The following is a 14,401-nucleotide window of genomic DNA, read 5'->3' on the forward strand; positions in this document are numbered from 1 at the left end:
ACCTGGGAACCTCCCTCTCGTAACCTCTCCTCGTCATGGAGCATGCAAACCGGATCCTTCTGCTGATCGCCAGCGCAGCCGGCTATGCCTGTGCCTTTCCGCCCTTCGGCTGGTGGCCGCTGGCCCTTCTCGGCGTGGGCGTGCTGGTGGGCTTTCTTCACACATCCCGCCCTGTGCAGGGGTTCATGGCAGGCTGCGGCTGGGGCATGCTGGCCTTCGGCACCGGCCTTTCATGGATGTGGCACATCTTCGGCCCCTTTAGCATTCTGCTTTGGGCCATCCTGGCTTTTTTCCCGGCGCTGTTTGGCTGGCTGGTCTGCATCGTCCGGCTGCGCGGCATCACAGGCCGGCGGCTCGCGCTGTTCATCGCCGTGGCATGGACCGGCACGGAGTTTGTGCGTTGCGAGCTCATGCCGCTGCGCTTTCCATGGCTTCATCTTGGCCTCGCGCTGGAGCCCTGGCCGCTGGTCTCATGGGTGGGCGTTTATGGACTGGGGTTCGTGGCAGCGTGGATCGTTGCAGTGCTCGCCATGCGGCATCTCCGGCTTGCCGCGCTGCTGATGGCGGGTGTCGCAGTGGGATGGCTCTTGGAAATGGAATTGTTCAAAGTCCCGTCCATACCCGTGACCGCCATCCAGGCGGAGTCGGCGCCACTCAATACCTACCTTGAACTCTCCCGCCAGGCTCCCCCCGAAACCCTGCTGATCGTGTGGCCGGAATATGCGGTGTCAAAAGACCTGCGGCGCTCGGGCGTCGGCGAACTGTCCGCCATCCAGGATCTCACGACCCGTTCCAAAGCATTGCTTGTCTTCGGCACGCAAACAAGGCTGGAAGGCGCGAAGTGGCAGAACACCGCGCTCACAATCGCTGACGGCGCCATCATCGGCGAACACGGCAAAAACCACACCGTGCACTTGTTCGATGACGGGGAGCACGGCCCCACGGCTGCCGCCTTCGAAGCCACCCTCGGGGAGGGTCGGCTCGATCCGCCCTTCCGTGGAAAGATCGGCACTCCCATCTGCTTCGACTGCGATTTCCACGACGTGGTGCGGCGCATGGTGCTGGCTGGCGCGGAATTCCTGGCCGTTCCCTCCATGGACGCCGCATCATGGTCGGCATGGCAGCACATCCAGCATGCGCAGTTGTTGCGTGTGCGGGCTGCGGAAAACCGGCGCTGCATGGTCGTCGCCGCCTCTTCCGGCGTCTCACAGATCATCGATCAATACGGCCACGCCACAGCCTCCCTTGGAGCGATGAAGCAGGGCGTGCTCAATGGCACGGTTTCACCGATCAGGAGCCTCACCTTCTACACCCGCTGGGGCTGGCTGACGCCATGGCTGGCGCTCGGCACCCTGCTTCTCTGGACTGCCTGGCTGCTGGCATTTTCAAAACCGAAAATGCCGCAGCCAGCCGGTCTCAGTTCTGATTAATCCTCCCCGCCGGCAGCAAGCTGCGCGATGACGTTGATGTCTTCCAGCGTCGTGGTGTCGCCTTTGATCAGCTCACCTGCGGCGATCTGCTTCAGCAGGCGGCGCATGATCTTGCCGGAGCGCGTCTTCGGCAGCGCGGCCGCAAAGCGCACCTCGTCCGGCGTCGCCACCGGACCGATGACTTTGCGCACGTGCTTCTTGAGCTCTTCGCCCAGTTCGCGGCTGGACTTCACGCCTTCCTTCACCGTCACAAAGCAAACCACACCCTGGCCCTTCATCTCATCCGGGCGCCCCACCACCGCGGCCTCGGCCACGGCGGGGTGGGAAACCAGCGCACTTTCCACTTCGGCAGTGCCCAGGCGGTGACCCGCCACGTTCAGCACATCGTCGATGCGGCCGATGATCCAGAAATTGCCCTGCTTGTCGCGGCGCGCTCCGTCACCGGCAAAGTACCAGCCCTTGAACTCGCTCCAGTAGGCGTCCTGGTAGCGCTTCTTGTCGCCCCAGATGCCGCGCAGCATGGAAGGCCACGGCTTGCGGATCACCAGCTTGCCCTGCTCATCCACACCCACTTCCTTGCCCAGATCATCTACGATCGCAGCATCCACGCCAAAGAAGGGCAGCGTGGCCGTGCCGGGGGTCGTCGGCGTGGCGCCTGGCAGCGGCGTGATCATGTGGCCGCCGGTCTCCGTCTGCCACCAGGTGTCCACGATGGGGCATTTGCCGCCGCCCACCTTGTTGTGGTACCACATCCAGGCTTCAGGATTGATCGGCTCACCCACCGTGCCCAGCAGGCGCAGGCTGCTCAGGTCATGCTTCTTCAGCCATTCGTCGCCCCATTTCATGAAGGCGCGGATGGCCGTCGGCGCGGTGTAAAACACGGTGACGGAATACTCCTCAATGATCTTCCAGAAGCGGTCGTTCTCCGGCCAGTTCGGCGCACCTTCAAACATCAGCGAAGTGGCGCCCAGCGCCAGCGGCCCATACACCATGTAGGTGTGGCCCGTCACCCAGCCGATGTCGGCCGTGCACCAGTACACATCATCATCACGCAGGTCGAAGACGTATTTGCAGGTCATCTGCGCATGCAGGAGGTAGCCGCCGGTGGTGTGCAGAATGCCCTTCGGCTTGCCCGTGCTGCCGCTGGTGTAGAGGATGAACAGAGGCGACTCAGAATCCATCGCCACCGGGGCGCAGCGTGCGTCCACGTATTCCAGCTCACGGTGCCACCACACGTCGCGGCCTTCTTCAATATGCACGTCCTGTCCGGTGCGCTTGTACACGATCACCGTCTCCACCGGCGTGTCCTTGGCCTTCAGCGCATCGTCCACATTCTTCTTCAAAGGCACCACCGCGCCGCGGCGGTAGCCGCCGTCCGCCGTGATCACAATCTTCGCGCCGCAGTCCATCACGCGGTCCTTGATCGACTCCGCGCTGAAGCCGCCGAAAATCACGCTGTGCATCGCGCCGATTCGGGTGCACGCCAGCATCGCCACGGCAGCTTCCGGCACCATGGGCATGTAGATGATCACGCGGTCGCCTTTTTTCACTTTGTGGCGCTTCAGCACATTGGCAAAGCGGCACACCTCGCGGTGAAGCTGCTGGTAGGTCAGCACACGCTTCTCCCCTGGCTCGCCTTCCCAGATCAGCGCCGCCTTGGTCTTGCGCGGGCCGCTCAGGTGGCGGTCCAGGCAGTTCTCACTTACATTGATCTTGCCGCCGGTGAACCACTTCGCGTTCGGACACTTCCAGTCGAGCACCTTGGTGAAGGGCTTCGTCCAGTGCAGCTCCTTCGCCTCACGGCCAAAGAACTTGTCCGGGTGCTTGATCGACTCCTCGTGCATCTTCTTGTACTGCGCCATCGAGCCGATGCGCGCCTTCTTTGAAAACTCCGCGCTCGGCTTGAACACCCGGCTTTCGGTCATCAGAGATTTGGAGCTGCTCCCGGCCTTGGCGGCGGTTTTGGCAGCTTTCTTCGGGGTGGGTTTGGCGGCGGCTTTCTTGCTCATAGGCTGGGTGGGGTCGGCGATTGCGAGGCGCAGAGTAGAAACCGGAGCCCGCGCCCGCGCAAGGCGAAGCTGCATCCCCCCTCCCTGGCGGACGAACTTCGCCTTGCCCAGAGCCCTCCCAGACCCTACTCTAGCCCCCTTCATTTGTCATGATTCCCCTGCGTATCAGCCTGCTCACATTTCTTGCCATCGCCGCCTGCCTCAGCGTCTCGGCCCAGCCTTATTCCAAGATCGGCATCGCGGCCGTTGTTGATGGCGTCCCCATCACCACCTCAGAAGTGGAGGAAACCATCAAGGCGCAGGAGCAGGTCATCTTCTTTCAGTACCGAAACGATCCCACCCGCATCAACAAGGAGATCGGCCTTCTGCGTCAAAGCGCCATTGAAACCCTCATCGATCGTGAGCTCCTGCTCGCCGAGTTCAAGAAAATCGGCGGCGTTCTCAAGGCTCAGTACGTCGATGAAGACATCAATCAGATCATCCGGGAAAGCTTCAAAGGCGACCGCGACGCCTTCATTGATGAACTGAACAGGGGCGGCGTCAGCCTGAAGAAATTTCGCGAGCTGCGCGAAAAGATGGTCATCATGAACGTCATGCGGGCGCGCAATGCCGGCGAGCACCCGCCGGCCACCCCCCGTGAGGTGCAGGAGTTCTACGACAAAAACGTGGATAAGTGGCGCGAGGGGGACATGATCAAAATCTCCACCATCACCATCCCAAAATTCACCGGCGAGGCGGGCTCCACGCCGGAAAAGCAGCGGAAGCTCACCGAGGAGCTGCGGACGAAAATCCTCCAGGGGGCCGATTTTTCCGCCATTGCAAAAAGCAAGTCCCAGGACAGCCACGCCGAAAACGGCGGCTCCTGGGACTGGATGTCCAAAACCGATCTCATGCCCGCCATCGCCAATGCCGCCATGGAGCTGAAAACCGGGGGCATCAGCCCGGTGCTCGATCTGGAGTCCAATTTCATCATTGTCTCCTGCGACGCCAAAAAACTCGGCGCCGCCCCCGATATTGAAAAGCTCCGCCCCGAGATCGAAAAAATGATCAATCAGGAAAAGTCCAAGGGCAACATCGACAAGTGGATGGAAACCGTGCGCAAAAAACACAACATCAAACGCTACCAGCCATTCACCTCTCCTCCTGAACCGCCGGCATCTTCCACTCCATGATCCAGATCGTTTTCAATGACATCAGCGCCGCAGAGCTCTCCCACCTGCCCACCCAGGTGCAGTTTCATCTCCTCGAGGCGCTGAACATCCAGCCCGCGGACATTGACGACGCCATTCTCGCCAAACGTTACGGCGTGCTCGAGCGCAGCGGCAAAAAACTCTACCGCTGCCGCGCCGGCGACCACCGCATCTATTTCGCCGTGGTGGAGGGAAACATCAGCGTCCACCGCGTGCTGCATAAAAACACCCTCACCGACTTCCTTTTCCGCAGCAATCTCCCCGGCGGCGGCGAAGACGAGGCCCTCAGCCAGTCCAAAAGCTTCTGGCACCTCATCGACGAAGGCGCCAAGACCCTGAAGGTCGCGTAGCGAAATGACGAGCCGAGCGAAGCGAGACAGACGAACGAAGTGAGCCCGGAGGGTGATCGCAGCGAATCAAACCAGAATGACGAATGTCGAATCAATGACGAAATAATGCCCCTTTCGTCATTCGGACTTCGTTATTCATTCGTCATTCTTAATTCTGGTTTCGTCATTTCCGTATGCTCACCCTCGACGCCCTTCTGTCTGATGAATCCCTGCGCCAGCAGGAGTTCCCGGTAATCAAGGACAGCCTCTTTCTCGGCCACGCCGGCGTCACCATCCTGCCCCGCCGCGTCACGCGCACCATGCAGGACTATCTGGAGCAGTGCTGCCTGAGCATGCAGGAGTATCCGGAGGCCTGGCGCGCCGTGAATGAGACGCGCGTCGTCGCAGCCAAACTCATTGGTGCCAAGGCCAGCGAGATAGCCCTCATCGGCCCCACCTCCGTCGGCCTCAGCCTCGTGGCCAATGGCCTGCCCTGGCAGCCGGGTGACGAGGTCGTCTGCTATCTCGACGACTATCCCGCGAATGTCTATCCCTGGACAGACCTGGAGCGCCGCGGCGTCGTCCTCAAACTCTTGAAACCCGCCACGCCAGGCGAAATCACCCCCGAGCTCGTCGAAGCCGCGCTCACCCCCAAAACCAAGCTCGTCGCCCTCGCCTCCTGCCATTTCCAAAGCGGCTACCGCATCGAGATCGACCGCATCGGCCGCATGCTGCGCGAGCGCGGCATCCTCTTCTGCCTCGATGCCATCCAGACCGTCGGCGCCTTCGACACCCGCGTCGATCACGTCGACTTCCTCTCCGCCGACTCTCACAAGTGGATGCTCGGCCCCATGAGCGCCGGCATCTTTTATGTTCGCGAAGAGCTGCAGGAAATGCTGCGCCCCAGCCTCCTCGGTTCCTGGAACGTGCGCAGCCCCAACTTCATCGCGCAGGAGGAGATCGCCTTCGAGCGCGGCGGCCGCCGTTATGAGCCCGGTGCCCTCAACATCTCCGGCATCCTCGGCATGAAAGCCGGGATCGATCTCATTCTCGAAGTCGGCCTCCCCGCCATCAGCGCCCAGCTCCTCAAGCTCAAAGCCCGCCTCCACGCCGGTCTGCAGCCCCTCGGCTTCACCTTCCTTGGCCCCGATCCGCACAACAGCACCAACGCCTCCGCCATCACCACCGTGCAGCACCCCGGCCGTTCGCTGGAAGACATCTCCAAAAACCTCGCCTCAAACAACATCTTCACCTCCCTCCGCCACAACCGCGCCGGCCAGCCCCTCATCCGCTTCAGCCCGCATTTCTACAACACCGAGGCTGAAATGGACCGAGTGGCACAGGTGATCGGGGAAGCTGTTTAACAATCATCAAGGCCACTCACCCAACTGCCACAACCAAAGCCGGTGACGCAGACGAAGAGGATGATTCATATTGAGCAACCATACGGTGGTGCGCCCTGTCCCAGTATCACCTTTGATGCGGGGCGGGTCATTTTGAAAATGCTCCCGCCACGCGTCACGCTGCGGATGGAACAAAACAGTCACGTCACCAGTATCAGGATCGATCCCGGTCAGATTGGTTCCTTTGTTCCAATTGCAGTCGGGACACGCCAGCGCCAGGTTTCCCAATTCGTCAGAGCCCCCATGCTGACAAGCGATGATGTGCTCAACGTGAAAACGCAGGCCGGAATCCGTTTCGGGAATTCCACAGTATTCGCACCTTTCAGATGCACGCTGGCGCACTTGGTCAATAATGGCGCGGTTCATCGCGAAGAAGCCTAAGCGGCATTCGCCAGCAGCAGCCTTGCCTCGGCCTTGAGCATACTGAGCATCGAATTCACCTGCACCAAGTCCTGCAGTTCGGCTTCTTCATCGGAAGTTAGGGAACCTTCGCGTCTTCCTGCGGCGAGATAATCGTAACGTTCCTGCGTATCATCCTCGACCTTCAAAGCAACAAGTTCACGAGCCAATTCCATGCTCATGACCTTGCTCATGGGACGCAACATGCGCCCCAAAGCCGTGGATTCAACAGCTGCAATCATGCGCTAAAGATGCAGGAAAGATGACAAAACCGCAAGGCGCAGTTTGTCTCGATAAGACACAATGCACTACCTCCGCACCACCGCCGGCAAAGACTTCTCCAGCGCCGAAAGGATCGCCGCGTGCGCGGCATCCACTTCAGCGGTTTCGAGCGTCTTGTCAGACGAGCGGTACGTCAGCGTCCACGCGATCGACTTGCGGTCCTTCGCGATCTTCGTTCCCGTGGGATCGGCAAACACGTCAAAGACCTCCGCCCCCACAAACAGCGGATGCTTCTGCGCGGCAAAGAACGCCGCCACCTTGGCATGCGCCAAATCCGCCGGCACTTCCATGGCCACATCACGCGTCATGCTCGGGAAGCGCGGCAGTTCTTCAAACTTCGCAGGTCCCGTGCTGCCCTGGCGCAGCGCGCTGAGCAGCAGCTCGGCCACATACACCGGATGCCGTGCATCGATCTCACGCGCACGCGCCGGGTGCAGTTGCGCGATCCAGCCCAGCACACGGTTCCCCGCGCGCAGTTCGCTGGTCAGCAGGAAGTTCGCGCCATTCTCCTTCGCAGGCCGCACTTCGACGGGCGTCCGCGTCAGGTTCTGAATTTGTCCCACAAGCTCGTGGATGTCCGCGGCCTGCGGCTCACGCGCATGCCAGCTCGTCGGCGCCACTGGCCCGCTGAGCAGCACCGCCAGGCGCTCCTCCTCACGGCTGCCGCCCTTCGGCAGAGATAAAAAGACACGCCCCAGTTCAAAGAACCGCAGGCGGTGCAGCCCCTGGCGAATGTTCAGCCCCGCCGTCGCGATCAGCCCCGGCACAATGCTCGGACGCAGCGTCGTGTGGTCTTCGCTCAGCGGATTTTTCACCGCCACGCCCTGCCCGCCGCCGAGAGAATCAGCCAGCTGCGCATCGGCAATCAGGCGCAGCGTTTGCGCCTCAAAGAACCCGCGGCTCGCCAAAGACTGGCGCAGCCCCATCGCGAAATCATACGTGCGGTCCGCCACTTCCACAGAGGAAGCCACTGCCGCCTGGCGCGACGGCACACGGTCCAGGCCGATGACACGCGCAATTTCCTCCACCAGATCCACCGGGCGCTGCAGGTCCAGACGGTAGCTGGGAATGCCCCAGTGGCTTTCATGCTTGCCCGCGGACTTCTTGGTGAGACCGAGCTTTTCCAGAATCGCGTGCATCTCATCACTGCTCATGTCCGGCGTGCCCAGCAGCCTGCGCCCACGGTTTTCGTCCAGTGTGACTTCTCCCACCATCGCCGGAGCCTCACCGGCCACCAGCAGCACATCTTCCGCCGTGCCGCCTGCGATGGAGAGAATCAGCTTCGTCGCCAGCTCCGACCCGCCCTCCACCTGCTGTGGATCCATGCCACGCTCAAAGCGGTAGCTGCTGTCGCTGCTCAGTCCAAGACGGCGCGAAGTGCGGCGGATGCCGCTCGGGGCAAAGTAGGCCGCCTCCAGCAGCACGTTCACCGTGCTCTCAGTCACGCCGCTCTCCTCCCCACCCATCACACCCGCGATCGCCACAGGACGCTCGCCATCTGCGATGACGAGATCCTCGGTTTTCAGTTCATAAGTCTGCCCGTCCAGCGCCAGAAATTTTTCACCTTCGGCCGCCATCCGCACCACGATGCCGCCCTTCAGCTTGTCCTGGTCAAAGCAGTGCAGCGACTGCCCCATCTCCATCATCACATAGTTCGTGATGTCCACGATGCTGTTGATCGGACGCAGCCCGATGCCCTCCAGGCGGCGGCGCAGCCACTCCGGGCTCGGCCCCACCTTCACGCCCTTGATGATGCGCGCAGTGTACAGCGGGCAGGCCTCCGCAGCCTTGATCACGATCTGCTCTTCACCAGCCGCCTTGGTTTTCGTGCTCGCCTTGGCGTATTCACGCACGCCCTTCAGCGGCAGCCCTGTCAGCGCCGCCAGCTCCCGCGCCAGCCCCAGATGACTCAGCAGATCCGGACGGTTCGGCGTGATCTCCAAATCGAAGAGCACATCAGCCTCCACCGGATAGAGCTTCTTGAATGGCGTTCCCACCGGAGCCTCCGCATCCAGGATCAGCAGGCCGCTGTGGTCTTCACCCAGGCCCAATTCCTTGCCGCTGCACATCATCCCCATGGAGTCCACGCCGCGCAGCTTGCCTTCCTTGATCTCAAACCCACCTGGCAGCACTGCACCCGGCAGAGCCAGCGGCACCTTGTCACCTTCTTTGAAATTCTTCGCACCGCACACAATTTGTCTCAGTGTGCCGCTGCCGTCATCCACCTGGCAGATGCTGAGTTTGTCAGATTTCGGAAGCGGCACAAAGGACTGGATCTGCGCCACCACGACTTTGTCCGTGGACAGACCACGCTCTTCAATGCCTTCCACTTCCACACCCGCAAAGGTGAGAAGATCCGAAAGCTGCGGGACTGTGTAAGAACTCAGGTCAAGATGGGTGCTGAGCCAGGAGAGGGAAACTTGCATGACGGTAAAAAGAAAGCGGTTGGAGATGTTCGAATTTGCCGCAAAGGGGCGGAGGAGCAGAGGAGGCGGAGAATTAAAACCTCTGCGTCCTCTGCCTCTTTGCGCCTCTGCGGCTAAACCGAACGTTCATAAGAATGCTGAAAAAAGTTAGGCGGCAAACTGCTGCAGAAAGCGCACGTCATTTTCAATGAGATGACGAATGTCGGTGATGCCGTGCATGATCATCGCCAGGCGGTCGAGCCCGAGGCCAAAGGCAAAGCCCGTCGTCGTGTCAGGATCAAACAGCGTGTCGCCACGCGCCTTGTTCACTTCCGCAAATACAGCGGGGTCCACCATGCCGCAGCCGGCAATCTCGATCCACCGCGCATCCTTGCCCTTTGCCTCCAGCTTCACATCGATCTCAAAGCTCGGCTCCGTGAAAGGAAAGAAATGCGGACGGAAACGCACCGCCGTACCAGCGCCAAAGATCTCGCGGAAGAAGTACTCCAGCGTGCCCTTCAGGTCTCCCAGGCTCACGTCCTGGTTCACATACAAGCCTTCGAGCTGATTGAAAACGCTCAGGTGCGTCGCGTCGATCTCATCCCGCCGGTACGCAGCGCCAGGAGCAATGATGCGGATCGGCAGCGCCTTTGCCGCCTCCATCGTGCGGATCTGCACACTGGAGGTGTGCGTCCGCAGCAGCCGCCCATCGGGCAGATAGAAAGTGTCCTTCTCATTGCGCGCCGGGTGGTCCTTCGGCGTGTTCAGCGCGTCAAAGCAGTGCCACTCCGTTTCAATCTCCGGCCCCTCCGCCAGCGCAAAGCCCATGCGGCGCAGCGTGCGAATGGCCAGATCACGGATCTGTGTCAGCGGATGCAGCGCTCCCACGCCTGCGCCCGGGCGTCCCGGCAGCGTGATGTCGATTCCCTCCACCGCCTTCGCATCCTGAGCCGCCTGCAGCGCCAGCTTCTTCGTGTCGATGCCTTCGGTGATGGCCGTGCGCACTTCATTGAGCTTCGCGCCCACTTCCTTCTTCTGCTCCACCGGCACATCCTTCATGCCCTGGCTCAGTGCGGTCACGCTGCCTTTTTTGCCAAGAAAATTCACCCGCACGGCTTCGAGGGCAGGTTCATCCTGCGCCGCTTCGAGGGCGGCCAGGGCGGCGGTTTTGAGGGAATCGAGTTCGGAAAGCATGGAACCGGTCACTTAGCTGCGACCCGGCCCTCATGCAACCGCAGGAACACTTCCCCCTCAGCTCACGCCCGCGCCAGCTCCGGGCTCCGCAGCGTCAGTTCCGTCACCTCCGGCGGGCAGCCGATGCGCAGCGGAATGCCCACGCAGCCGATGCCGCGGTTCACATACATCTGCAGCCCGCCCACCTGGTAACGGCCGGCCAGGTATTTCTTGCCGAACTTCGCGCGGCGCAGCCCCATGGGCTCCTTCCCGCGAAACACGAGCTGCCCCCCGTGAGTGTGCCCGGAGATCTGCAGCGCCTTCACTCCCGCCTCTGCGATCACATCAGCCGCATCCGGCTCATGCATCATCAGCACCAGCGGCTGGCTTTGCTTCCACTCCTGCAAAGTCTTGCGCACGTCCGGCGTGCTCACATACCGGGAGTCAAAACCCCCGAGAACCAGCGTGCCCTTGTCCGTGCGGATACGGCGTGTCTCATTGCGCAGCACGGGAATCCCACGCTCGGTCAGCGCATGGATGACCTCTGGCGCGCCACTCTGGAAATCATGATTCCCCAGGCTGGCATACACGCCATAGGGCGCCTCCAGTTGCCCCAGCAGCTCCGCCACCTTCGGCGCAGGCCGTGCCGTGTGTGTCACAAAATCGCCCGTCAGCGCGATCATGTCCGGCTTCAGCGCATTGCACATCTGCACGCTCTGCAAAATGTCCTCCTCCGTGGTAAACGGCTCCAGGTGCAGGTCACTGAGCTGGGCCAGGCGGAAACCATCCAACGCCGGCGGCAGTCCCGGCACCTGGATCTCCACCCGCTCGATCATGAGCTTCGGCTTGCGCTCACGTGCCAGCGCGGGTGAGGTGGAGGCGGCTGCAGCCAGCACTGTGAGCTGGCGCAGGATGTTGCGGCGGGAATAACGTCCGGTCATGAAGGGATGATTAAATCAGCAGGCAGCCTCGCTCGCAGCGTGGCCGCTCATCAGGCACTGAAGCTGGGGGAAAGCCGTGAATGGATCACTGACTCCATACCTAGCCCAAAAGTTCAAAAATTCAACCCCTCCTCGATTCCGCCCCTCCAGCGGCCTTCACAACCGCCCCCGACAACAAAACAGCCGGAGCTCGCGCCCCGGCTGTCGGAAGAGATGGAGATGAGCGGCAGGATTTACGCTGCGGCCTTCGGCGCTTCTTCGGCTTTCTTGCCCAGGGCGGCCTTGGCCTGCTGGACGAGAGCCTCGATGGCGGCGATGTCTTTCACCGCGAGGTCGGCCAGGACTTTGCGGTCCAGCTCGATGCCGGCGAACTTGAGGCCTTCCATGAAGCGGGAGTAGCTCAAGCCCAGCGGGCGGGTGGCGGCGTTGATGCGCTGCACCCACAGGTTGCGGAAGCTGCGCTTCTTGGCCTTGCGGTCGCGGGTTGCGTAGGTTTCGGCCTTGCGCACGGCGTCCTTCGCATAACGGAAATGCGTGGAACGGAAGCCGCGGTAGCCTTTGGCTTTGGCCAGCACGCGCTTGCGGCGCTTCCGGCTGGCGGGGGAGTTGGTGGCTCTGGACATGTATCTGGGTCTATGATCAGGCTGTTGTTAGGGTAGCGATGGCCTGCCTCACCTGGTCGAAGGCCTCCTATATGGAAGCCAGGCAGATTCATCGTGGTCTCTAATGAGAGACCGTGGTTGTCTTAGCGATGGGAGAACGGCATGTTCGCCTTGATGGCTTTGACATCCACTTCCGCCACGAGGGCGACTTTACCGAGGTTGCGCTTCCGCTTGCGGTTCTTGTTCTGCAGGATGTGGCGCTTGCCTTGTTTACGGCGCAGCACCTTACCCGTGGCAGTTATTTTGAACCGCTTGGCGTAGGCTTTCCTCGTCTTTGCAATACCGGCGTTTTTGGACATAGGGGCGGCGATGGTAGTGGAGAAGCCCGTTTCAGCAAGGTGTTTTTCACAGTCTCGTGAACTCTCGGCCCCCGCCTCATACGTCTGCTCTCAAATATGGGAGTCAGAAAACTCCAGAATATCAAAAATTAAAGTTGTCTTAATTATCTAAGATTGCTAAATGAGTTGGAATCTCGCGGATAATTCATGACTTCCTCCCTCTCCACTCCCTCCGCTTCTCCAGCAGCCCTCGCCGAGCTGGAACAGGGCCTGGAGCACCTGAAGGTGGCTAATTACTACCTCCGTGTGGCTCTCGACCAGGTCACGGACGGCGTGATCATCGTGGACAGCGAGTCCCTGGACACCAAAAGCGGCCAGAGGGTGCTCTTCAGCAATGCCGCCGCAGCCATGCTCGCAGGCGCTGATCCTGACTCCGGCCTCCGCGGCCTGGGCCTGAACGATCTCGTGGCTGGGGCCAAGGACTCCGCCACGCTGCAGCAAAGCCTGCGTCTGGCCGTGGAGCAGGGCGGCTGCCACGAGTGCGAATGCCAGCTCCAGAGCCTCCGTACTCGCGCTCCCGTCCCCAGCAAATGGCGCGTCCGGGCGGTCTTCAACAGCATGCGCAAGCTGCTGAATTTCACCATCCTCATCAGCCCCGCCGCGCAGGCCGCCACACCCGCCCCTGCGCCAAAACCCGAGCCCAGGCCCGCCGTGGACGATTTGGACGCCCAGTCAGCCCAGCTTCGCAAAGAAAACCTCGCCGCGCTGGCACAGGGCATCGCGCATGACGTAAACAACCTCCTGGGCCCCGTCACCGTGCGCCTCTCCGCCCTCATCCAGCAGGTGCAGGAGCATCCCGGTCTCGCCCATGAGCTGCAGCTCGTCTTCGCCGGCCTGAAGCGTGCCAAGCAGTTCACCTCCCAGGTCGTCACCGCCTCCAAGTCCTCCCCCCGCAGGCTGGAGCCCACCGACATCATCTCCCTCATTCGTGACACCGTGGAGTTCGCCGGCGCCGGCTCCAATGTCCACGTCCACGTCCGCAATGACGACAATCTGCGCCAGGCCATCGCGGATCCCGTCAAACTCAGCCAGGTCCTGCAAAACCTCGTCATGAACGGCATCCAGGCCATGCCCTGCGGCGGCTACATGGATGTCCAGGCCTCCAATCTTATGGTGGGATCCGCGGGCGACGGCAAGCTCAAGCCCGGACGCCACGTCCACATCCTCGTGCGGGACCGCGGCTGCGGCATCGCCAAAGAAAATCTCGACCGCCTCTTCCGCGAATCCTTCACCACCAAGGCGGACGGCAACGGCATCGGCCTCACCACCTGCAAACGCTTCATCGATGAAATGGGCGGCGACATCCGTGTCACCTCCACGCCAAACATCGGCACCGAGTTCAGCGTCTATCTTCCCGCCGCCGAAGGCTCGGACACCCGGTCCCTGATCCCTGCCAATGCCCCACCGGTTCCGCTGAAGCATGGGAAAGGAAAGGTGCTCATCGTCGATGACGAGGATGACCTCCGCAAAGTCGCCCACATGATCCTCACCCGCTGCGGCTACGAAGTCGTGCAGTGTGACAACGGCCAGGACGCCGTGCGCATTTACCAGAGCCTCTTCCGCACCGGCACCCCGCCAGATGTGGTCCTCATGGACCTCACCTTGCGCGGCGGCATGAACGGCACCGAGACCGCCTCCGAAATCCTCCACCTTGATCCCGATGCACGCATCGTCTGCACCAGCGGCAGTGTGACAGAGGAGGTGCAGATGGTCTTCCTCGAGCGCGGCTTCGTCGGCGTCCTGCCCAAGCCCTACGAGGCCGGCGAGCTCACGCAGATGGTGCACCGCATCGCCACGATGATGAAACGTCATTGAGCGAAAGCCCATGCGTGCTTGAGTG

At 61.5% G+C, this 14,401-nt stretch carries 13 protein-coding genes; 5 read left to right on the top strand and 8 right to left on the bottom strand.

The genetic code is table 11. The annotated features are described in order from the left end of the window. The first annotated feature begins 35 nt into the window (after positions 1–35). Positions 36–1,430: an apolipoprotein N-acyltransferase gene (locus tag ACILSQ_RS17700; RefSeq protein WP_395744981.1), complete on the top strand. Its 1,395-nt coding sequence runs from the start codon at positions 36–38 to the stop codon at positions 1,428–1,430. On the opposite strand, the gene acs is transcribed toward ACILSQ_RS17700, so the two are convergent. After that, on the bottom strand, positions 1,427–3,355 hold the full coding sequence (gene acs / locus ACILSQ_RS17705) for an acetate--CoA ligase (RefSeq protein WP_395745168.1): 1,929 nt from the start codon (positions 3,353–3,355) through the stop codon (positions 1,427–1,429). The two genes, ACILSQ_RS17700 and acs, sit on opposite strands and share 4 nt — an antisense overlap. Before the next feature lie 233 nt (positions 3,356–3,588). Between acs and ACILSQ_RS17710 the strand changes: the two genes are divergently transcribed. The 3 genes from ACILSQ_RS17710 (at position 3,589) to ACILSQ_RS17720 (ending at position 6,322) form a co-directional block, all read left to right on the top strand. Then, positions 3,589–4,611 (top strand): peptidylprolyl isomerase, encoded by a 1,023-nt coding sequence (locus ACILSQ_RS17710; protein WP_395744982.1) that lies wholly within the window; start codon positions 3,589–3,591, stop codon positions 4,609–4,611. Beyond that, the gene (locus ACILSQ_RS17715; RefSeq protein ID WP_395744983.1) at positions 4,608–4,979 is read left to right on the top strand and encodes a hypothetical protein; all 372 of its coding nucleotides are present in this window, start codon (positions 4,608–4,610) and stop codon (positions 4,977–4,979) included. Before ACILSQ_RS17710 ends, ACILSQ_RS17715 begins: the two co-directional genes overlap by 4 nt. A 173-nt stretch (positions 4,980–5,152) precedes the next feature. Then, on the top strand, positions 5,153–6,322 hold the full coding sequence (locus ACILSQ_RS17720; protein ID WP_395744984.1) for an aminotransferase class V-fold PLP-dependent enzyme: 1,170 nt from the start codon (positions 5,153–5,155) through the stop codon (positions 6,320–6,322). Between the two features lie 6 nt (positions 6,323–6,328). Here the strand turns inward: ACILSQ_RS17720 and ACILSQ_RS17725 are convergent, their stop codons facing one another. The 7 genes from ACILSQ_RS17725 to rpmI all read right to left on the bottom strand — a co-directional run bounded on the left by ACILSQ_RS17725 (position 6,329) and on the right by rpmI (position 12,522). Further along, a complete protein-coding gene (locus tag ACILSQ_RS17725; RefSeq protein WP_395744985.1) occupies positions 6,329–6,727 on the bottom strand; it encodes an HNH endonuclease in 399 nt (132 codons plus the stop codon). An 11-nt stretch (positions 6,728–6,738) separates the two neighbouring features. Further along, the gene (locus ACILSQ_RS17730) at positions 6,739–7,002 is read right to left on the bottom strand and encodes a hypothetical protein (protein WP_395744986.1); all 264 of its coding nucleotides are present in this window, start codon (positions 7,000–7,002) and stop codon (positions 6,739–6,741) included. Positions 7,003–7,068: 66 nt separating this feature from the next. Further along, positions 7,069–9,468 carry a phenylalanine--tRNA ligase subunit beta gene (pheT, locus tag ACILSQ_RS17735; protein WP_395744987.1) on the bottom strand — a complete coding sequence of 800 codons (2,400 nt, stop codon included), beginning with the start codon at positions 9,466–9,468 and terminating at the stop codon, positions 7,069–7,071. Between the two features lie 147 nt (positions 9,469–9,615). Continuing rightward, positions 9,616–10,641, bottom strand: coding sequence for a phenylalanine--tRNA ligase subunit alpha (locus tag ACILSQ_RS17740; protein ID WP_395744988.1), 1,026 nt, complete (start codon positions 10,639–10,641; stop codon positions 9,616–9,618). 62 nt (positions 10,642–10,703) lie between these two features. Further along, positions 10,704–11,561: a metallophosphoesterase gene (locus ACILSQ_RS17745; RefSeq protein ID WP_395744989.1), complete on the bottom strand. Its 858-nt coding sequence runs from the start codon at positions 11,559–11,561 to the stop codon at positions 10,704–10,706. A 233-nt stretch (positions 11,562–11,794) separates the two neighbouring features. Further along, positions 11,795–12,184, bottom strand: coding sequence for a 50S ribosomal protein L20 (gene rplT / locus ACILSQ_RS17750; protein WP_395744990.1), 390 nt, complete (start codon positions 12,182–12,184; stop codon positions 11,795–11,797). Between the two features lie 122 nt (positions 12,185–12,306). Continuing rightward, positions 12,307–12,522, bottom strand: coding sequence for a 50S ribosomal protein L35 (gene rpmI / locus ACILSQ_RS17755; protein WP_294385490.1), 216 nt, complete (start codon positions 12,520–12,522; stop codon positions 12,307–12,309). Between the two features lie 186 nt (positions 12,523–12,708). Between rpmI and ACILSQ_RS17760 the strand changes: the two genes are divergently transcribed. Further along, entirely contained in the window at positions 12,709–14,376 is a 1,668-nt protein-coding gene (locus ACILSQ_RS17760; protein ID WP_395744991.1) for an ATP-binding protein, read from the top strand. The last annotated feature ends 25 nt before the right edge of the window (positions 14,377–14,401 follow it).

It is taken from the genome of Prosthecobacter sp. (assembly GCF_044227185.1).
Taxonomy (GTDB): Bacteria; Verrucomicrobiota; Verrucomicrobiia; order Verrucomicrobiales; family Verrucomicrobiaceae; genus Prosthecobacter.